This window comes from Devosia lacusdianchii (assembly GCF_022429625.1).
GTDB lineage: Bacteria > Pseudomonadota > Alphaproteobacteria > Rhizobiales > Devosiaceae > Devosia > Devosia lacusdianchii.
Map to the genome: position 1 here is coordinate 1,334,694 of NZ_CP092483.1, position 19,858 is coordinate 1,354,551.

Genomic DNA, 19,858 nt, shown 5'->3' on the forward strand with positions numbered 1-19,858 from the left:
GACATTTATCAGCACTTTAACACCCGCCGGAACCCGCTGAGCTATGCCGACCTATATCGCCCAGCGCCTCGGCATGATGCTTGTGACCCTCTGGGCCATCGTCACGCTGACGTTTTTCCTCATGCACGCCGTGCCCGGCGGTCCGTTCGTCTCCGAACGCATGCTGGCACCCGAAATTCAGGCTGCCCTCAACGCCAAATACGGTCTCGATCAGCCGATCTGGGCGCAATATCTGAGCTATCTCAAAGGCATCCTCACCTTCGATCTTGGGCCGTCCTTCAAATATCCGGGCGTCTCGATCAACACCATGATCGCTGATGGCCTGCCGGTCACCCTGCGCACTGGCCTCCTCGCCGTCATCTGCGTCGTCGCCCTCGGCGTACCGCTCGGCATTATCGCCGCGCTTAACCGCAACAAATGGCCTGACACCACGGTGATGCTGATCGCCACCATCGGCGTCGCCATTCCCAGCTACGTCATCGCCACCGTGCTGCTTTACGTTTTCGCCCTGCGCCTCGGCTGGGTGCCGACCTTTGGCCTCGACGATTGGCGCGGCTACATCCTGCCGGTCTTCGCCCTCTCCGGTTTCTGGGTCAGCTTCGTCGCTCGCCTGACGCGTTCGTCGCTGCTCGAAACCTTCGAGCAGGATTACATGACAACCGCCCGCGCCAAGGGCCTGCGCCCCGGCCAGGTGCTGTTCAAGCACGGCCTGCGCAATTCGCTGGTTCCTGTCGTCACCGTGCTCGGCCCGGTTGTCGCCAATCTCATCACCGGCAGCTTTGTCATCGAGCAGATTTTCGCGCTCCCCGGCATTGGCCGCCAGTTCGTGCTCTCCATCACCAATCGCGACTATACCGCCATCATGGGCATCACCATCTTTTACGCCGCCGCCCTCATGGTGATGATCCTGATCGTCGACCTGCTCTATGCCGTGCTCGATCCGCGCATCAAGCTGACTGAGGCGTCCGCATGAGCGACATCGCCCCCGATATGTGGGAGAAGCTCCCGTCCGGCGAAACCGCCGCCGTCGCCTCTGCGCCCAGCCTCACCTATTGGCAGGATGCCCGCCGCCGTCTCTGGGCCAATAAGCCGGCGGTCATCTCCATTGGCTTCATCATTCTGCTGATCCTGGGCGCCATTTTCGGACCCCTGTTCAGCCCATTCACCTATTACCAGCAGGATTTGAAGCTGGCCAATATTCCGCCCGCCTTCGAAACCTATTCGGTCACCGATGGGGCAGGGGACACAACGCGCTTCTTCCTCAACGCCTCCAACTTCAACCTCTACGAGGTCGATGCCGAGGGTCACGTTCTGGGTCTGCTGCGGGGCGAACGCAAGGACATGATCAAGAAGTCCCAGGCCTTCGAGTTCGGCGACACCACCATCACCCTCGACTACAAGACCCTCCCAGCCAAGCTCGTCGCCGCTGATGGCGCCACCATCGCTCCGTCAGGCTGGTCCTGGAACCGCACCTACCTCTTCGGCACCGACCAGCTCGGCCGCGACGTCCTCGTCCGCCAGCTCTACGGCGCCCGCATCTCGCTCACCGTCGCCTTCGTCGCCACGCTGGTGAACTTCTTCATCGGCATCTTTTACGGCGGCATTGCCGGCTATATCGGCGGCAAGACCGATGCCATCATGATGCGCATCGTCGAAATCATCTCCACCATCCCGCTGACGCTTTACGTCGTCCTGCTCATGGTGGTGTTCGATAGCGGTCTCTATTCCATCATCATCGCCATCGGCTCGGTCTTCTGGGTCGACATGGCCCGCATCGTCCGCGGCCAGATTCTATCGCTGAAACAGCAGGATTACGTCGCCGCCGCCCGCACTATGGGCGCCGGCACCGGCCGTATCCTCACCAAACACCTGCTGCCCAATTCCATCGGTCCCATCATCGTCACCCTGACCATGCTGATCCCTTCGGCCATCTTCATCGAAAGCTTCATGAGCTTCATCGGCCTCGGCGTCACCCCGCCGCTCGCCTCGTGGGGCACGCTGACCTCCGAGGCCGTCGAAACCTTGCGCGCCTATCCGCATCAGCTCTTCTTTCCCGCCGCCGCCATTTCGCTCACCATGTTCGCCTTCAACTTCCTCGGCGATGGCCTGCGCGACGCACTCGATCCACGGTTCCGCAAATGAGCCAGCCCATCCTTTCCGTCCGCGATCTCACCACCAGCTTCTTTTCCCAGCGCGGCGAAGTGCAGGCCGTGCGCGGCGTCAGCTTCGATGTCCATCCCGGCGAGATCCTAGGCATTGTCGGCGAAAGCGGCTCCGGCAAGTCCATCACCTGCATGTCCATTCTGCGCCTGCTCAAGTCCACCGGCCGCATCAAGGGCGGGTCGGCCATGTTCGACGGCCAGGATCTCATGGCACTCGATCAGGACGATCTGCGCGATATCCGTGGCAACAAGATCGGCATGATCTTCCAGGACCCGATGACCTCGCTCAATCCCACCCTCACCGTGGGCGAACAGGTCATCGAAACCATCCTGCGCCACCGCAAGGTCACCCGCGCCCAGGCCCGCGCCCGCGCCATCGAACTGTTCGAACTGGTCCGTATCCCCTCGGCCGCCGAACGCCTCAAATCCTACCCACATGAATTCTCCGGCGGCATGCGCCAGCGCGTCATGATCGCCATCGCGTTATCCTGCGACCCAAAACTGCTGATCGCCGACGAACCCACTACCGCGCTCGACGTCACCATCCAGCGCCAGATCCTCGGCCTGCTGAAAGACCTGCAGAAGCGCCTGGGCATGGCCATCATCCTCATCACCCACGATCTCGGCGTCATCGCCGAAGTCACCGACCGCATCGTCGTCATGTATGGCGGCCTCATGATGGAAACCGGCCCCGTCCGCGACCTCTTCGCCACGCCGATGCACCCCTATACACAAGGGTTGCTCGCCTCGGTCCCCGACCTGCGCGACGACACCCACAAGCGCCTGACGCCCATCCCCGGTAGCCCGCCCGACATGGCCCATCCGCCAACGGGCTGCCCCTTCACCCCAAGATGCCCCCACGCCATGCGCCAATGCGCAGCCGCCCTGCCGCCGATTTTCGGCGAAGGGCAGGGCGCAAGATGCTGGCTCCACCACCCGGATGCCCCGCCATCTTCCCTTCTCCCCCTCGTGGGAGAAGGTGCCCGAAGGGCGGATGAGGGGGCCTTGTCATGACCACCAGCCCAACCACAGCCGCGATCGAACCCCTCCCCCTGTCAGGGGGAGGTCGGGAGGGGGTATCCTCTTCGACCCAACCCCTCGTCTCCATCCGCAACCTCACCAAGCACTTCTCCGTTGGCCGAAACCTCTTCGGCCCGAAACCCACCCTCCGCGCCGTTGACGGCGTCGACCTCGACATCGTCAGGGGCGAAACCCTGGGCCTCGTCGGCGAATCCGGCTGTGGCAAGTCCACGCTCGCCCGCACCCTGATTCGCCTCTATCAGCCCACTTCCGGCCAGATGCTGTTCGATGGCGTCGATGTCGCCGCCGCCTCCGAGCGCGACCTCGTGCCATTCCGCCGCCGCGTGCAAATGATCTTCCAGGACCCCTACGCGTCCCTCAACGGCCGGATGACCGTTCGCGATCTCATCGCCGAGCCGCTCGAAATCGCCCGCATCGGCACCCCGGCCTCGCGTACCGCAAAAGTCCACGAGCTGCTGGCCCGCGTCGGCCTCCATGCCGACCACGCCAATCGCTTCGCCCACGAATTCTCCGGCGGCCAGCGCCAGCGCATCGGCATTGCCCGGGCCATCGCGCTGGAGCCCGATCTGGTCATCTGCGACGAGCCCATCTCGGCGCTCGACGTCTCGGTGCAGGCCCAGGTCGTCAATATGCTGGAAGACCTGCAGGACCAGCTCGGCCTGACCTACCTGTTCATCACCCACGATCTCAGCATGGTCCGCCACATTTCCGATCGCATCGGCGTCATGTATCTCGGCAAGATCGTCGAACTGGCTTCCAATACCGATCTCTACCGCCGACCCAGTCACCCCTACACCCAGGCGCTGCTGGCCTCGATCCCGGTGCCCGACCCTACCGCAGCGCGCCCGGCCGATCCGGTGCGCGGCGAAATCCCCAGCCCCATGGCTATCCCCTCCGGCTGCCGCTTCCGCACCCGCTGCCCCATGGCGACGGACCTGTGCGCCAGGGTCGAACCCGATCTCAGAGATATCGGCGGGGGCCATCTTGCCGCCTGTCACTATGCCGGGGATGCGGTGCCCAATAGGGCGGCGTAAGCTGACGCAAGAATACTGCCAGCAAACCACCAGCTTGCTGGCGGCAAATACAACGAAAGGGCCGGAAGAACCGTCCCCAAAACAAGGAGAGAAAGCATGACCAAGCATTTCCTGCCGCTGCTCACAGCGGCCTTCCTCGCCACCACATCAGGCGCTTTCGCCGCGGGTGAACTGACCTATGTGGTCAATAACGAGTCCGCCAAATACGATCCCGGCACCACTGCCGAGACCTTTGCCGCGCCCATCATCGGCAACACCTTTGAAGGCCTCGTTCGCTTCGACGCCAATGGCGAAATCGTCCCCGCTCTGGCTGAAACCTGGGAAGTCTCCGAAGACGGCCTGACCTATACCTTCCACCTGCGCGACGCCAAGTGGAGTGACGGCAAGCCCGTCGTGGCGGGCGATTTCGTCTATGCCTGGACCCGCGTGCTCAATCCCGCCACCGCCGCCATGAACGCCCCGATGCTCTATTCCATCGTCGGCGCCCAGGAGCATTTCGACGCCGGCGGCAAGGGTGACATCTCCGTCTCCGCCCCCGACGACAAGACGCTGACCTTCACGCTCAAGGCCCGCGTCCCTTACATGATGCAGCTCTTGACCTACACGACCTTCTTCCCGGTCCGCGAAGACGTGGTCACCGCCGATCCCGAAGGCTGGACCCGCAATCCGGCCACCTTCATCGGCACTGGCCCGTTCCGGGTCACCGAGTTCAACCAGGGCGAGTCCGTTGTCTTCGAGAAGAACCCCGAATATTACGACGCTGACGCCGTTTCCCTCGACAAGCTCACCTTCCGCCTGATCCCCGATCCGGCAACCGCTCTCGCGGCCATGGAAGCCGGCGACGTCGACGGCATCGAATCTGTCCCCGCCCCGGAAATCCCTCGCCTTTCGGTTGAATCCGATGCCTTCATGGTCGTCCCGGCTCTCGGCACCACCTATGCCTTCTTCAATCCGCACCAGGCGCCGCTTGATAACCTCAAGGTCCGCGAAGCCCTCTCCATGGCCATCGACCGCGAGGAAATCGTCGAGTTCGTGCTCCAGTCCGCCGATATTCCGGCATTGGGCGTCGTGCCTCCTGGCATGACCTTTGGCGGCAAGGACTTCACCGAGGGCCGTGACACCTTCGGTCTCGCCCCCACCGCAGAAGTCGAAGCCGCCCAGGCCATGCTGGCCGAAGCCGGCTACCCCAATGGCGAAGGCTTCCCGGACACCCTGTTCGTCACCTACTCGTCCCCGCCGATCGAGAAGCTGCTCGAAGCCATTCAGCAGATGTGGAAGGAAAACCTCAACATCGACGTCCAGATCCAGGCGTCCGAGTGGCAGGTCTTCTACCCTGAAGTGCAGAAGGTCGAGTATCAGATCGCCCAGATGGGCTGGGGCGCCGACTATCCGCACCCCATGACCTTCCTCGACAACTTCGTCACCGGCAGCCCGAACAACCTCGCCAACTGGTCCAACCCCGACTATGACGCCGCCATCGCTGCCGCCAAGGCAACCGGCGACGAAGCCGAGTCAGTGGCCGAAATGCAGAAGGCCGAGGCCATCCTGATGAACGACCATATCATCCTGCCGCAGTACCACCGCTACAACTACATGATGATGAGCCCCAAGGTGACCGGCTTCTGGCGCTCAACGCTGAACGTGCCGTACTTCCGCGATGCGGTGATCGCTGAGTAATCAAACGGGGTGTCGGGTATCCCGGCACCTCTCCACCCACCGCGCGTCACCCTCGGGCTTGACCCGAGGGCCCTTCACTTGCCGATCGCGTTCAACTGCAGCCCCCTCGGATCAGGCCCGAGGGTGACGACCGCGTTGCGATGATGGTCATCACAACATCAGGAGGGCGCGCCAGGACCTCTTGAGATTTGGCTCAGGCTGAGCCGAAAATGGTGGTTTGCGAGAACCGGAGCGGAGCGTACATCAGTACGTGAGCACCGGAAGCGCAGCAAACCGCCGTTTGCAGGCCAGCATCAGCCAAATATCAGCTGGTCCTACTCCTCATCCCCCTTAACCGCCTCCATCGACACATGCGTACTCGTATGCGCCACATGCGGCAGCGCCGAGATCCGCTCTCCCAGCACCTCCCGATAGTCCGCAATATCCTTGGTCCGCACCTTGAGCAGGTAGTCGAAGCTCGACGCGATCATATGCGCCTGCTCCACCTCCGGGATCGCCCGCACGGCCTTGTTGAACGATGTCAGCGCCGCCTTGCGCGTATCGCTGAGCTTCACCTCGACAAACGCCACATGCGGCAGCCCCAGGCGCTTGGGATCGATCACCGCCCGGTATCCCAGAATATACCCCGCCTTCTCCAGCCGCGTGATCCGCGCCTGGCATGGCGTCTTGCTCAGGTTTACCCGCCGGCTGAGCTCCGCCACGCTGATCCGCCCATCCCGCGCCAATTCATCGAGAATATTGCGATCGATCTGGTCCAAAGTCTCGTAGCTGACCGTTTTCATGGCGATTTGTCCTAGCCTGATCCCTCACGATAACGTCTTGCGCCGCCTCACGCCATCACATCAGGCGAAACGCCTGCGAAACTCGTGTCATTCTCCGCTCAATTAGTAGACCTTATGGTGAACCTGTCGAACCATGAGGTCGTGCCCCGGAGCCGCCGCCAGTGTCCAACATCGCCACCGCCCGCCAATCGATCCGCGCCCGCAACCTGGCCGACGAAACCCAGCTCGTGCGCAGCCTGATCACAGACACCGGCCTCACCGAAGCCGACCGCTCCGCCATTTCCGCCCACGCGCAAAAGCTGGTCGAAACCGTCCGCTCCGGCAATCGCCTCGGACTGATGGAGAGCTTCCTCGCCGAATACGGCCTCGCCACCGACGAGGGCGTTGCCCTCATGTCGCTCGCCGAAGCGCTCCTCCGCGTGCCCGATGCCGAAACCGTCGATGCCCTCATCCACGACAAGGTCGGTGGCTCCAATTGGGCCGGCCATTTCGGCGCTTCGTCCAACCAGCTCGTCAATTTCTCGTCCTGGGCCCTCAGCCTCACCGCCGACGTGCTCGGCGATCCCGAGGTCGGCCCCAAAAACGCGCTGCACCGCGCCGTCGCCCGCCTCGGCGAGCCGGTCATCCGCACTGCCGTCGGCCAGGCCATGCGCCTTCTCGGCAGCCAGTTCGTCTTCGGCCGCACCATCGACGAGGCCATCACCAACGCCAGAAAGCCCGAATCCCTCGGCTACCGCTACTCCTACGACATGCTCGGCGAGGCCGCCCGCACCGGTGAAGACGCCGCGCGTTATTTCGACGCCTATGCCCGTGCCATAGCCAGCCTCGCCCCCCATTGCATCGCCAGCTCGGTCCGCGAAAACCCCGGCATTTCCGTAAAACTCTCGGCGCTCCACCCGCGCTACGAGTTCGCGCAACGCCACCGCGTCATGACCGAACTCGTTGAAGCGACTCGCAAACTCGCCCTGGCCGCCAAGGCCGCCAATATGGGCTTCAACATCGACGCCGAAGAAGCCGATCGCCTCGATCTCTCCCTCGACATCATCGCCGAAGTCCTCGCCACCCCCGAACTGGCTGGTTGGGACGGCTTCGGCGTCGTCGTCCAGGCCTATGGCAAGCGCGTCCTGCCGCTGATCGACTGGCTCGACGCTACGGCCAAATCACTCGACCGCCGCATCATGGTCCGCCTGGTCAAGGGCGCCTATTGGGATGCCGAGATCAAGCGCTCGCAGGTGCTCGGCCTGCCCGATTACCCGGTCTTCACCCGCAAGGCTTCCACCGACATCAGCTATATCGCCGCCGCCAGGCGGCTCTTCGCGTCCTCTTCCATCTACCCGCAATTCGCCACGCACAACGCCCACACCGCCGCCGCCGTGCTGCATCTCGCTGCGCAGGCGGGCCGCTTCAACGACACCTACGAGTTCCAGCGCCTCCACGGCATGGGCGAGCGCCTGCACGAAGTCCTGCGCACAAATCATGGCACCCGCACTCGCATCTACGCTCCGGTGGGCGCCCACAAGGATCTGCTCGCCTATCTCGTCCGCCGCCTGCTCGAAAACGGCGCCAATGGCTCCTTCGTCTACCAGATCGCCGACGAAGACATTCCCGCCGCAGTGGTCGCCGAAGACCCGATCGCCAAAGTGCTCTCCCTCGGCGACGCCATCCCCAACACGGCCATTCCGGCGCCATCTGCCATCTTCGGCACCCGCCGCAACTCCGCCGGCCTCGACCTCACCGACTCGATCGCCTTCCCGGAGATGGATACAGCCCGTTCAGCATTCCGGACCACCCAGTGGCACGCCTCGCCGCTAGTGGCTGCCCATCACCCCCTCCCAACCTCCCCCATCAAGGGGGAGGTGCCGTCCGGTGGGCAAAACGCGATCCAGTCCCAGGAGTGGAGCGGTACCTCCCCCTTGATGGGGGAGGCTAGGAGGGGGTGGGGCCGCACACACGAAGCTCAGAATCTCACCAACCCCGCCAATCCCGCCGACCACCTCGGCTCCGTCACCAACGCCACCCCCGATGACGTAGCCACCGCCATCGCGTCCGCCACCGCCTCCACCTGGCCCCAGACCCCGGTGGCAACCCGCGCCAATCTCCTGCGCACCGTGGCCGACCTCTACGAGGTCAACCGCCCCGAACTCTTCGCCCTCCTCACCCGCGAGGCCGGCAAGTCCTGGGCCGACGCCGTCGCCGAGGTCCGCGAGGCCGTGGACTTCCTGCGCTACTACGCGGCTGAAGCCGAGGGTCAAATCCTGGCTGCCCCGCGCGGCCCCTTCGCCGCCATCTCGCCGTGGAATTTCCCGCTGGCCATCTTCACCGGCCAGATCGCCGCGGCCCTCGTCGCCGGCAATCCCGTCCTCGCCAAGCCCGCCCCGCAGACCCCGCTCATCGCCTTCCGCGCCGTCCAGTTGATGCACGAAGCCGGCATCCCGCCTGACGCCATCCAGCTTCTCCCCGGCGCCGGCGAAGTCGGCACCGCACTCACCAGCAACCCTGCCATCTCGGGCGTCGTCTTTACAGGCTCGCTCCCCACCGCCCGCCGCATCGATCGCGCCATGGCGGCCAATCTCGCCCCCACCGCGCCGCTGATCGCCGAAACCGGCGGCCTCAACGCCATGATAGTCGATTCCACCGCTTTGCCCGAACAGGCCGTGCGAGACATCCTGGCCTCAGCCTTCCAATCCGCCGGCCAGCGCTGCTCGGCCCTGCGCATCCTCTACCTCCAGGAAGACGCCGCCGAACGCACCATCGAAATGCTCAAAGGCGCCATGGACGAGCTGACCCTGGGCAATACCTGGGACCTCGCCACCGATATCGGCCCGGTCATCGACGAACCCGCGCGGGCAAAAATCCAAGCTCATATCGATGGTTACGAGCGTTCGGGGAATCTGATTCATAAGTTGAGCGCGCCAGGGCAGGGCACCTTCGTCGCCCCCACGGTCCTCCGCGTCAAAGGCATCGCCGCCATCCCGGAAGAAATCTTCGGCCCCGTGCTCCACGTCGCCACCTTCAAGGCCGACGAGCTCGACGCCGTCATCGCGGCCATCAACGCCTCCGGCTACGGCCTCACCTTCGGCATGCACACCCGTATTTCCTCGCGCGTCCGCTCGGTGTCCAACACCGTCCGCGCAGGCAATATCTATATCAACCGCAACCAGATCGGCGCGGTCGTCGGCTCGCAGCCCTTTGGCGGCGAGGGCCTCTCCGGCACGGGCCCCAAGGCCGGCGGCCCGCATTACCTGCCGCGCTTCACCCAGGAGCAGGGGGACGTGCAGACCCGGCCATCGCAGCTCCCGGGCCCAACGGGGGAAAGCAATATTCTCCACACAGCTCCGCGTGGCACTTTGCTGTGCCTTGGGCCGTCAGCTGCCGACAAACAGGCGCAGGCCACCATGGCCGCCATGCTGGGCAATACCGCCATCCTTGCGGAGCTCGACGTCGACGCCGTCGCCCACGCCCGCACCTTCGAGGCAGTTGCCTATTTCGCCGAAGACGATGCCCTCCGCGCCATCCGCATCGCCCTCAGCAGCCGCGACGGCGCAATCATCCCGCTGATCACCTCACCCGACGAGGTCAATCGCCTGCTCATCGAACGCCACGTCTGCATCGACACCACCGCCGCCGGCGGCAACGCCAGCCTGATGGCGCAGGCCGGGTAGAGGGGATCTCTCAGTCGTCACCCTCCCCCTTGTGGGGAGGGAAGCGAGATAGGACTTAGCGTTTGCTAAGTCCGTTGAATCGAGCAGGGTGGGGGTATCTCTCCGCGAGTTCAATTCAAGCGGCCCACCCCCACCCTTGATCCCTCCCCACAAGGGGGAGGGTGTCGACTGCGCCAATGTCTCCAGTGCCTCTCGCCAACGACAATCAGCCACCCACCCCAACCCCACCCCGAGCCACCATGACCACCATCCTTGCCAGCCGCCTCGACAGCCTCCGTGCCCGCATGGCCGCCACTGCCACCGATCTGGTGGTCATCGGCCCCTCCAGCCACATGGTCTACCTGGCCGATCTCTCCCCTCACGGCGACGAGCGCCCGGTCCTCCTCATGGTGTCGCCCACCTTTGCCGGCTTCCTCATGCCCGCGCTCAACGTCGATAGCGCCCGCCAGCACACCGACCTGCCTTTCTTCCCCTGGACCGACGCCGACGGCCCATCCGCCGCTCTGGAAGAACTGCTGGCCGCCACCGGCATCGACCGCACCGCGCCTTCCATCGTCCTTGACGAGACCATGCGCACCGATTTCGCCCTGCTCGTCCTCGATGCACTCCCCGGCGCTATCAGGCGCTTCACCGACGACACGGTCGGCTACCTCCGTTCCCGCAAGGATGCCGCCGAGTATCGCGCCCTCAAGAAAAGCGCCGTTCTCAACGATGCCGCCATGGCCGCCGGATTCGCCGCCCTGCGCCCCGGCATCACCGAGCGCGAAGTGGCCACCGTGATCCGCGACTTCTACAAGGCCAATGGCGCGACCACTGAATTCTGCAGCGTCTGCTTCGGCCAGAACGGTGCCTTCCCGCATCATCACACCGGCGAGACCCAGCTCAAGGACGGCGACGCCGTGTTGATCGATACCGGCGCCCGCATTTACGGCTACCCATCCGACATGACCCGCGTCGGTTATTACGGCTCGGCACCAGAGGGCTTCGGCCAGATCCACTCCATCCTCGACCGTGCCGTTGAAGCCGCCATCAAAGCCGCCCATGCCGGCGCCCGTGCCAGCAGCGTCGACAAAGCCGCGCGCGACGTCATCACCTCAGCCGGCTACGGCCCCAATTTCCTCCACCGCACTGGCCACGGCCTCGGCATCGACATCCACGAAGGCCCCTACATCACCGCCACCGCCGACACGGTGCTCGAAGAAGGCATGGTCTTCTCCATCGAGCCGGGCATCTACCTCCAGGGCCAGTTCGGTCTGCGGCTCGAGGAAATCGTCATCATCCGCAACGGCGTCGCCGAAATCCTCTCCGATATGCCTCGCACCGCAGTGGCTGGCGGCTAAGCTGCTCCAATCGCGATGTCATCCCGGCGTCGAAACGAGATTGCACCCACACCCACCGGCCGGGTTCCTCCCCCTATCAGGGGGAGGCTAGGAGGGGGTACCCCCCGGAAGGACTGTTCAATGCCCCCAATCCTCGCCACCGACCGCCTCATCCTGCGCGCGCACACGGCCGCCGACTTCGCCGGCTGTTGCATCCTGTGGGCCAACCCCGAAGTCACCCGCTTCATCGGCGGGCGTCCCAGCACACCTGAAGAAGTCTGGTCGCGCATCCTGCGCTATGTCGGCCACTGGCAACTTCTGGGTTACGGCTATTTCGTCGCCACCGATCGCCAGACCGGCACCATCATGGGCGAATTCGGCCTCGCCGATTTCCACCGCGATATCGAGCCTCCATTGGGCGAAGCCCCGGAGGCCGGCTGGGTGCTGCTGCCGCAGCATCACGGCAAGGGCATCGCCAGCGAGGCTCTGTCGGCCGTCCTCACCTGGGCCGACCAATCCATGTCGCGCACGGTCTGCCTGATCGATCCCGAGAACACGCCATCGCTCAACCTGGCGGCAAAGTTAGGTTATCGCGAATATGGGCGCACGACCTACAAGGACCACCCGTCGATCCTCTTGGAGCGGTCCCGCTAGCATCAAAAAACACGGTGTCATCCCGGCCTCCGCCGGAATGACAATGTCGTTAAGCTACCCCCTCAGCAGCGCCACCCCCACTGCGACATCCCGCTCGAACACCAACACCCCGTCCACCACCGTCAACCGCCCGTGATGCACGGCCGTCTTTCGCGCCGCCACATCTGGCGGCCCCTCCTTGGCGTTCACCTCGTCCCATTCCGGGTGCGTGAAATAATACATCGCCCCATGGTCGCCCACGACGACCACATCCGCATGCCGCGCGAAGCGTCGGTCCATTGGGTCGCTGCCGGGCTGGTCGGCAATCAGCCCCTGCCGCGTCCAGTTCACCGCATCATCCGAGCGATATACGCCCTGGCCGCGCCATTCGTCGACAATCAGCCAATGCCACCCGCCCATCACGAACACATTCGGCCCCTCATGCGGCGGCGCATCCGGTGATCCCGGCAACACCAGCCCCTCCTGCCGCCACGCGAACAGATCGTCGCTCACAGCACTCCACGTGCTCGATCCGGCATTCTCATCTTTGTACCACATGCGCCACAGGCCATCCGGGCACTTGAGCACACAGGCGTCGATCACCCGCGGGCTGTTCAGCACCAGCGGGCCGATCCGCGTCCAGGTCTCAAGGTCCGGGCTCGTAAAATGCGTGATGGTGCGCGGCACACCGGGCCAATCATCCGGCACCCCCGGAATATAGCTCAGCCACATGTGATACTGCCCCTCGGCAAAGATCACCTCCGGCGCCCAATGCGTATTGCGCTGCCCGGCATCCTTGGGATCGTCCAGACCTGCCACGGTGCCGCGATAGTGCCAGCTCGCCCCATCGTCCGTACTGACGGCAACCCCGATCGGGGAGCCATGAATCCAGGTAAACTTGGGCCCATCCGTCGCCGGCTGCCGATTGGTGTAAAACATCCACCACTCGTCGGTACCCTTCTTGCGGATGACGGTCGGGTCCGCCGCGCCATCGGCGATTGGATCGCGATAAATCGGTGCGCTCATGTCTGTCCCACCCACGGAGTTCACCCTCCCCCTTGTGGGGAGGGAAGCGAGATAGGACTTAGCCCTCGCTAAGTCCGTGATCGAGCAGGGTGGGGGTATCTCACCGCAGATCCTGCGCGTGCGGGCCCACCCCCTCCCGGCCTCCCCCATCAAGGGGGAGGTGAAGAAAGATCAATAAACCCGCACCATCCGCCCATCCGGCCGATCCACCAGCCGTCCCGCCTTCCCCACCAGGTCCCCCGCCAACTTCACCATTTCAGGATCAGTCCCCAGCTTCCCATCGCCCGCATCCTCCGTCGACAACACGCTCGCCTTCAGCAGCCGCGAATAGGCGTGCTCCGGACTATCCAGCACCGTGCGGGCATCGCCCATCTCCACGATCCGCCCCCGCTGCATGATGATCAGCCGGTTGGAAATGTAATAGGCCGTCGCCAGGTCATGAGTGATGTAGATGACCGACACGCCCAGGTCGTCGCGCAGGCTTTTGAGCAGATTGACGATGCTCATCCGCAGCGACGCATCCACCATCGACACCGGCTCATCCGCCACCAGCAGCGGCGGATTGGGAATCAGCGCCCGCGCGATCGCTGCCCGCTGCAATTGCCCGCCGCTCATCTCGTGCGGATAACGGCCCCTGACCTCGGCCAGGCTCAGCCCCACCTTCTGCAGCGCCCCGTCCATGGCACCATCGAGATCGTCCCGCCGGCTCAGCTTCAGAAACCGCCGCGCCGTCGATTCCAGATAGCGATCGATGCGTTTGAGCGGATTGAAGGCCTCGAACGGGTTCTGGAACACCGGCTGCACATTGGCCATGAAGTCCAGCCGCTCCGCCCGCCCCACCCGATGGCTCACCGTCTTGCCCTTGAAGCTGATCTCACCGCTGCTTGGCAGTTCCAGCCCCAGGATCATCCGCGCCAGCGTCGTCTTGCCCGAGCCGCTTTCCCCGATGATCGTGAAAATTTCCGGCTTCTCCACGCTCAGCGAAAAGCTGGCATCGTCCACCGCCTGCACGATCCGCCGGCCCAGCAGCCCGCCCATGCTGAAGCGCTTCGAGACGTCGCGAACATCCAGCAGCGTACTCATGCCGTAACTCCCCGCGTCGCCAACGTCGCATGCGCCACATGCGGCTTGACCAGCGGCTCCACCTCGGCCCAACGCCAGCAGGCCGAACGATGATCCTTGGCCACAGTCACCAGCGGCGGCACCTCGGTCTTGCACTTGTCGATCGCCAGCGGGCAGCGCGGGTGAAACCGGCACCCGCCAGGCGGATTGGCGAGGCTCGGCGGCCGCCCCTCCAGCGCCGGCCTTTGCGCCGTGTCGCCAATGCGCGGCAGGCTCGCCACCAGATGCGCCGTATAGGGATGCTTGGGCGCAAAGAACATCTGCCGCGTCGGCCCTTCCTCGACCAGCCGCCCAGCATAGATGATGCCCACCCGGTCGGTCATATTGGCATGCACGCTCATGTCATGCGTCACGAACACCACCGAGCTGCCCATATCCTGCTGGATTTCGCGGATCAGCCCGAGCACTTCCTTCTGCACCACCACGTCGAGCGCCGTCGTCGGCTCGTCGGCGATGACGAATTCGGGGTGGCACACCGTCGCCAGCCCGATGGTCACGCGCTGCCGCATCCCGCCGCTCAGCTCGTGCGGATAGGCATTGAGCACATCCGCCGGCAGCTTCAGCCGCTCCAGATGATTGCCCACCCGCTCGCGATAGGCCTCGCCCGATAGCCCCAGCGGCCGCTTGGCAAAATCCTCGAACGTCTTGCCGATCCGCCGTACCGGGTTCAGCACGCTCATGGACCCCTGCATGATGTAGCTCAGGTGCTTCCAGCGCACCGCCGCCACCTGCGCCTCGGTCGCATTGGCCACGTCGATCGGCCCGTTCTTGAAGTCATACTTCACCGACCCGGCCACGATCCGCATCGGCGGCCGTATCGCCGCCGCCAGCACCTTAATGAAGCTGGTCTTGCCCGACGAGCTCTCCCCGGCAATGCCGTAGATCTCGTTCTTGCGGACGGTCATGGTGATGTCGTCGACCGCTCGCACTTCGCGTTCCACGCCATAATAGTTCATCTGGTAATAGGCCTTGAGGCCATCAACCTTGAGCAGATCGTCGGTCATGCGCAGAACTCTCCAGACGCGCCGAAATAGGAAACGGATGGACGCTGGGTTCTCAGTCGACACCCTCCCCCTTGTGGGGAGGGATCAAGGGTGGGGGTAGTTTGTCCCCGATATTGGGGCTTTCTCACCCCCTCCCAACCTCCCCCATCAAGGGGGAGGTGCCGTCCGGTGGTGGTGGTGTGATCGCGGTTGAACACCCTCATGCCCCCATCCTCCGCAACCGGCTGCGCGGGTCGATATATTCGTTCATGCTCACCGCCAGCAGGAACAGGCCGAGAAAGGTCATGACGATCAGGATCACCGGGATGACGATCCACCACCAGGTCCCCACCACCATGGCCGAGTGGCTATTGGCCCAGTACAGCACCGTGCCGATGGTGGGCTGGTTGATATTGGTGAAGCCCAGCACCGCCAGCGTCACCTCGAGCCCGATCGACCACAGCATGTTGTTCATGAAGGTGGCGAAGACGATGGGCATCACATAGGGCAGGTGCTCTTCCAGCAGCAGCTTGGGCGTGCTCATGCCGGCAAATACTGCGTGGCGGGTGAACTCGCGGTGCTTGAGACCGATCGCCACCGAGCGGATCAGCCGGGCATCGAACGGCCAGCCAAAGCCGGCCATGACCAGCGCCAGCGTAAAGCTGTCCATGTGGTTGCGCAGCACGAAATAGAACAGCACGAGGATGGGAAAGATCGGCAGCGACACGAAGATGTCGTTGATGAACATCAGCACGCGATCGACCCAGCCGCCCATATAGCCTGCCGTCAGCCCCACTGCGATCGAGATGATGCGGCTCAACACGGCTACGGTCAGCCCGAACGCCAGGCTGTTCCGGAACGCGGCAGATAATTGCCAGAACATGTCCTGGCCGCGCGAATTGGTGCCGAACCAGAACTGAGGGGAGGGCGGCTGGTCGGGGATCGTCATGTAGATCAGCGATGGATCGACCGGCGAGAAGAAGCTCGCAGCCGAAAACACCGCCACCACGACAACCAGGATGAGGCCGATGGCGAATTCGATATTGTAGCGAATGAGGTCGCGGAAGACGGCAAACATGGCCCTACTCCGTCTTTACGCGTGGATCGAGCAGCGGGTGCAGCAGGTCGACGATGAAGATCGCCACGGCAACGGCCGTGATCGACACCGTCGAAACCGCCAGCACCAGCGAATAGTCACCCGCATTCACCGCATCGATCAGCAGCGAGCCCAGGCCCGGATAGTTGAACACCTGCTCGGTGATAACAGTGCCCGAAAACACCCCGCCCAGCGTCAGGGCCAGGGCTGTCAGCTGCGGCACCACGGCGTTGCGGATCACATAGCCGCCCACAATGGTCGATTTCTTGACACCAGCCAGTTCGGCATAGGTGACGTAATCATCGTTGATGACGTTCGATACCAGCGCGCGCATGCCGATGAACCAGCCACCAAAGCCCACCAGCACCACCGAAAAGGTCGGCAGAATGGCGTGCTGCAGCACCGAGCTTATAAACGGCCAGTTGTAGCCCGGCGTCACGTCCATCGCGAAACCACCCGAAATGGGCAGCACCGGCCATAGGAAGCCGAAAATGATGAGCAGGATGAAGGCCACGACGTAATAGGGAATGGGCTGCACGCCCATGGCCAGGATGCCGAACAGTTTGAAAAACCGGTTGTTCTGGTTGTAGCCGGCCAGCGCGCCCAGCAGATTGCCGATGACGAAGGTGATCAGCGTGGCCGAGACCAGCAGCCCCAGCGTCCAGGGCATCGCGCGCATCACGATGTCCATGGCCGGCGTCGGAAAGGCCATCAGCGACGGCCCTAGATCGCCGCGAACCAGTCGGGTCCAGAAGTTGACATACTGCTCAAGGATCGGTGCGCCGGTACCGAACAGGTCGTTGAGCGCTTCACGGGTCGCCAGGATCGCTTCTGGCGACAGATTGGCTCGGGATGACAGCCGTCCCAGCACCTGCTCGACTGGATCGATCGGCGACAGATGCGTCACCAGGAACGTCGCCGAGATACCGCAGAAAATGACCGCCAGCATCTGCAGCGCCCGTTTTCCGATGAACCATAGATAACCTTGCATCGAACCTCGCGACCTCAACTCTCTTTCCCCTCTCCCCTTGTGGGAGAGGGACGACCATTCTGCGTTCAGCGGAATGGTCAGGGTGAGGGGTGCTGCGCCAACCCATGCTTTGATACCTGGGGGCGTGCAGAACCCCTCATCCGCCCTTGGGGCACCTTCTCCCGCAGGGGGAGACGGAAAGCCGCCGGTGGCTGGCGCCGAAGCGCATCACCGCCGAAACTGCGAGGGGCACGAAGGAGATCGCGCCCCTCAGAACGGCCCGGCGTCTAAGCCGGGCCGTCCGGGAGGACGAGCTACGCCACGGGCGTAATCTGGGTGAAGATATACCGGCCGTTCGACCAGTTGGTCACCGGGTTGGCATAGTTGTTGTCGGCATTTGGCCAGCCGGTCCAGTACTTGTTCGACTGGATGGAGAACACGTTATACGCCATGATCGGGATATTCGGCATTTCCTCGAGGTGAAGCTTGACGAAGTCCGTGCCGTATTCGATCCCCTTGGGATCGTTGAAGTCGATGCCGCGGATTTTCTCGATGATTTCGTCGAGGCGCGGATCCTTCCAGCGCATCCAGTTACGGTCTGGCTGCGAAGCGCCCGGCTCGGCGACATAGGCCGAGTGGTAGCTGTCGAGGAAGAAGCTGAGATCGGGGTGACCGCCCCAGGTTTCCACCGCCCAGGCGATGTTGACTTCATAGTCGCCGACGCGCTGGCGGCCCCAGGTATCGGAGTCGACCTGTGCCGTCGCCTGGATGCCGTTCTGAGCCCAGGTTTGCGCAATGATCACGCCGAGACGGTTGACCACGCCTTCCTGCGGCACCATCACCTCGAAGGCGAATGGCTGGCCATCGGGCATCATCCACTGGTTGCCGCTCTTGGTGAAGCCGGCAGCGGTGAGCAGTTCCTCGGCCGCCGGGATATTTTGCTTCCACCAGCCATAGCCGAAGGCGTTGCGAATGGCGGTTTCGTCGGTCGGCACCGCTTCGCCAAACTGCGGCCGCACCATCTCGGCGATCTGCATGCCGATGGTTGGATCGTAAGGCTTTACCTTGCTGGTGCCTGTGTCGATCTCGTAATCGGTCAGGAACTGCTGCAACGGACCATGATAGTCGCGCGGATGCGTGCCGGTTGGCGGCACCGAGATCGCCGACAGCGTTGCCGCACCGCGGTAGGACGCCATCGACATGGCGCGTGCATCGAGCATCAGAGCCAGGGCCCAGCGGACGCGCTTGTCCTGGAACTTGGGATTCTGATGGTTCGGGATGGCCATGACCAGCGTCGGATCGGGGTGGGCATAGGGGAAGCCCGGGAACCAGCCCTGGATCTGCGGGTCCTGCTGCACCACCGAGAACGTGCCTTCCGGCGTCAGGTCGTGCACCATGTCGAGATTGCCGTTGCGGATCTCGATCAGGCGATTGTCGGTCGAAATATTGTTGCGGTAGATGATGAAGCGCGGCTTGGGTTCACCGACCATGCCAAGGGCGGTCTTGTCCCAGTCGGCGCGCTTTTCCCAGATATACCAGGTGCCGTTCGGATCGAACGAATGCAGCGTGTACGGCCCCAGGCTCACCGGCGGATTATTGTCGAACTTGAGGATGTCTTCCTGCGCTTCCATTACATGCTTGGGCATGATCCAGGCTGCCGTCCAGCGCACTGAGAACAGGGCGTGGAATCGCGAGTTCGGCTTGTTCAGGACGAAGTGCACCGTGTAGTCGTCAGGCGCCTCGACGGTCTTCACCTGTGCGGTGAATGCGCCATTATAGGGCGTGCCGGGCGTCGCCTTCTGTTTTTCGACGGTATAGACCACGTCGGCAGCGGTGAAGCCGACGCCGTCGCTCCACGTAATGCCCTGTTTGAGCTTCACGGTCATTTCCGTGAAATCGGCGTTGTATTCCCACGGGCCGTCGGCCAGCGAGTTGTAGACCGCGTTCTCGCTGGCGCCCTCGACGCCGGCATCCGGATCGATGAACCACAGCGTATCGGTTGTCAGGTTGTGCAGGCCATTGCTGGTGCCGTTGCCGGCGCCTACGACCCAGGGATTGAACCAGGCCGGATTGCGGATCACGCCTTCCGGATTGTGGACGATAACGGTCTCGTTGCGCGGAAACTGGGCGAGGTCAGGCGAGGTGCCTTCTGCCTCTTGGGCAAAGGCCAGACCCTTTGCCGAAATCAACAGGGCACCGGCGGCGGTACCCAGCATGAAGCTGCGTCTATCCATGTCTCTCTCCCTTTTTTCGAAGTGCCTCCCGCACTCCGTTACGACGGCACCCTCCAGCGCCTTCATAAGTCATACTTAACTGTCGGTCAGGGGTTGTCAACGTGCATCATGATGTAA

At 63.6% G+C, this 19,858-nt stretch carries 15 protein-coding genes; 8 read left to right on the top strand and 7 right to left on the bottom strand.

Translation table 11 applies throughout. From position 1 onward, the window contains the following. The first annotated feature begins 43 nt into the window (after positions 1–43). The 5 genes from MF606_RS06500 to MF606_RS06520 all read left to right on the top strand — a co-directional run bounded on the left by MF606_RS06500 (position 44) and on the right by MF606_RS06520 (position 5,914). Entirely contained in the window at positions 44–973 is a 930-nt protein-coding gene (locus tag MF606_RS06500; protein WP_240232996.1) for an ABC transporter permease, read from the top strand. Further along, positions 970–2,142, top strand: coding sequence for an ABC transporter permease (locus MF606_RS06505; RefSeq protein ID WP_240232997.1), 1,173 nt, complete (start codon positions 970–972; stop codon positions 2,140–2,142). Before MF606_RS06500 ends, MF606_RS06505 begins: the two co-directional genes overlap by 4 nt. Continuing rightward, positions 2,139–3,176, top strand: coding sequence for an ABC transporter ATP-binding protein (locus MF606_RS06510; RefSeq protein WP_240232998.1), 1,038 nt, complete (start codon positions 2,139–2,141; stop codon positions 3,174–3,176). The genes MF606_RS06505 and MF606_RS06510 overlap by 4 nt, the downstream gene beginning before the upstream one ends. Continuing rightward, positions 3,173–4,237: an ABC transporter ATP-binding protein gene (locus MF606_RS06515; RefSeq protein WP_240232999.1), complete on the top strand. Its 1,065-nt coding sequence runs from the start codon at positions 3,173–3,175 to the stop codon at positions 4,235–4,237. The genes MF606_RS06510 and MF606_RS06515 overlap by 4 nt, the downstream gene beginning before the upstream one ends. A 96-nt stretch (positions 4,238–4,333) precedes the next feature. Further along, positions 4,334–5,914: a peptide ABC transporter substrate-binding protein gene (locus tag MF606_RS06520; RefSeq protein ID WP_240233000.1), complete on the top strand. Its 1,581-nt coding sequence runs from the start codon at positions 4,334–4,336 to the stop codon at positions 5,912–5,914. 314 nt (positions 5,915–6,228) lie between these two features. Here MF606_RS06520 and MF606_RS06525 read toward each other — a convergent pair whose 3' ends face one another. Continuing rightward, positions 6,229–6,696, bottom strand: coding sequence for an Lrp/AsnC family transcriptional regulator (locus MF606_RS06525; protein WP_240233001.1), 468 nt, complete (start codon positions 6,694–6,696; stop codon positions 6,229–6,231). Between the two features lie 161 nt (positions 6,697–6,857). Here MF606_RS06525 and putA point away from each other — a divergent pair, with 161 nt between their 5' ends. From putA to MF606_RS06540, 3 genes are all read left to right on the top strand, one after another. Continuing rightward, positions 6,858–10,358, top strand: a complete 3,501-nt coding sequence (gene putA / locus MF606_RS06530) for a bifunctional proline dehydrogenase/L-glutamate gamma-semialdehyde dehydrogenase PutA (RefSeq protein WP_240233002.1) — start codon at positions 6,858–6,860, stop codon at positions 10,356–10,358. Between the two features lie 239 nt (positions 10,359–10,597). After that, the gene (locus tag MF606_RS06535) at positions 10,598–11,698 is read left to right on the top strand and encodes a M24 family metallopeptidase (protein ID WP_240233003.1); all 1,101 of its coding nucleotides are present in this window, start codon (positions 10,598–10,600) and stop codon (positions 11,696–11,698) included. 120 nt (positions 11,699–11,818) lie between these two features. Next, positions 11,819–12,331: a GNAT family N-acetyltransferase gene (locus MF606_RS06540; protein ID WP_240233004.1), complete on the top strand. Its 513-nt coding sequence runs from the start codon at positions 11,819–11,821 to the stop codon at positions 12,329–12,331. A 54-nt stretch (positions 12,332–12,385) separates the two neighbouring features. On the opposite strand, the gene MF606_RS06545 is transcribed toward MF606_RS06540, so the two are convergent. From MF606_RS06545 to MF606_RS06570, 6 genes are all read right to left on the bottom strand, one after another. After that, positions 12,386–13,336 carry a glycoside hydrolase family protein gene (locus MF606_RS06545; RefSeq protein WP_240233005.1) on the bottom strand — a complete coding sequence of 317 codons (951 nt, stop codon included), beginning with the start codon at positions 13,334–13,336 and terminating at the stop codon, positions 12,386–12,388. A gap of 171 nt (positions 13,337–13,507) precedes the next feature. Then, complete coding sequence (locus tag MF606_RS06550) at positions 13,508–14,419, bottom strand: ABC transporter ATP-binding protein (protein ID WP_240233006.1); 912 nt, start codon at positions 14,417–14,419, stop codon at positions 13,508–13,510. Next, complete coding sequence (locus MF606_RS06555) at positions 14,416–15,462, bottom strand: ABC transporter ATP-binding protein (RefSeq protein WP_240233007.1); 1,047 nt, start codon at positions 15,460–15,462, stop codon at positions 14,416–14,418. Before MF606_RS06555 ends, MF606_RS06550 begins: the two co-directional genes overlap by 4 nt. Positions 15,463–15,661: 199 nt before the next feature. Next, the gene (locus tag MF606_RS06560; protein WP_240233008.1) at positions 15,662–16,519 is read right to left on the bottom strand and encodes an ABC transporter permease; all 858 of its coding nucleotides are present in this window, start codon (positions 16,517–16,519) and stop codon (positions 15,662–15,664) included. Between the two features lie 4 nt (positions 16,520–16,523). After that, a complete protein-coding gene (locus MF606_RS06565) occupies positions 16,524–17,528 on the bottom strand; it encodes an ABC transporter permease (protein ID WP_240233009.1) in 1,005 nt (334 codons plus the stop codon). A gap of 293 nt (positions 17,529–17,821) precedes the next feature. Then, positions 17,822–19,741 (bottom strand): ABC transporter substrate-binding protein, encoded by a 1,920-nt coding sequence (locus tag MF606_RS06570; protein WP_240233010.1) that lies wholly within the window; start codon positions 19,739–19,741, stop codon positions 17,822–17,824. Between the last annotated feature and the right edge of the window lie 117 nt (positions 19,742–19,858).

Bases quoted from the DNA above. Each gene is read 5' to 3' on its own strand.
- MF606_RS06570 (WP_240233010.1), bottom strand. From the start codon at position 19,741: ATGGATAGACGCAGCTTCATGCTGGGTACCGCCGCCGGTGCCCTGTTG.
- MF606_RS06555 (WP_240233007.1), bottom strand. From the start codon at position 15,462: ATGACCGACGATCTGCTCAAGGTTGATGGCCTCAAGGCCTATTACCAG.
- MF606_RS06505 (WP_240232997.1), top strand. From the start codon at position 970: ATGAGCGACATCGCCCCCGATATGTGGGAGAAGCTCCCGTCCGGCGAA.
- MF606_RS06515 (WP_240232999.1), top strand. From the start codon at position 3,173: ATGACCACCAGCCCAACCACAGCCGCGATCGAACCCCTCCCCCTGTCA.
- MF606_RS06550 (WP_240233006.1), bottom strand. From the start codon at position 14,419: ATGAGTACGCTGCTGGATGTTCGCGACGTCTCGAAGCGCTTCAGCATG.
- MF606_RS06500 (WP_240232996.1), top strand. From the start codon at position 44: ATGCCGACCTATATCGCCCAGCGCCTCGGCATGATGCTTGTGACCCTC.
- MF606_RS06565 (WP_240233009.1), bottom strand. From the start codon at position 17,528: ATGCAAGGTTATCTATGGTTCATCGGAAAACGGGCGCTGCAGATGCTG.
- MF606_RS06510 (WP_240232998.1), top strand. From the start codon at position 2,139: ATGAGCCAGCCCATCCTTTCCGTCCGCGATCTCACCACCAGCTTCTTT.
- MF606_RS06560 (WP_240233008.1), bottom strand. From the start codon at position 16,519: ATGTTTGCCGTCTTCCGCGACCTCATTCGCTACAATATCGAATTCGCC.
- MF606_RS06540 (WP_240233004.1), top strand. From the start codon at position 11,819: ATGCCCCCAATCCTCGCCACCGACCGCCTCATCCTGCGCGCGCACACG.
- MF606_RS06525 (WP_240233001.1), bottom strand. From the start codon at position 6,696: ATGAAAACGGTCAGCTACGAGACTTTGGACCAGATCGATCGCAATATT.
- MF606_RS06535 (WP_240233003.1), top strand. From the start codon at position 10,598: ATGACCACCATCCTTGCCAGCCGCCTCGACAGCCTCCGTGCCCGCATG.
- MF606_RS06545 (WP_240233005.1), bottom strand. From the start codon at position 13,336: ATGAGCGCACCGATTTATCGCGATCCAATCGCCGATGGCGCGGCGGAC.
- MF606_RS06520 (WP_240233000.1), top strand. From the start codon at position 4,334: ATGACCAAGCATTTCCTGCCGCTGCTCACAGCGGCCTTCCTCGCCACC.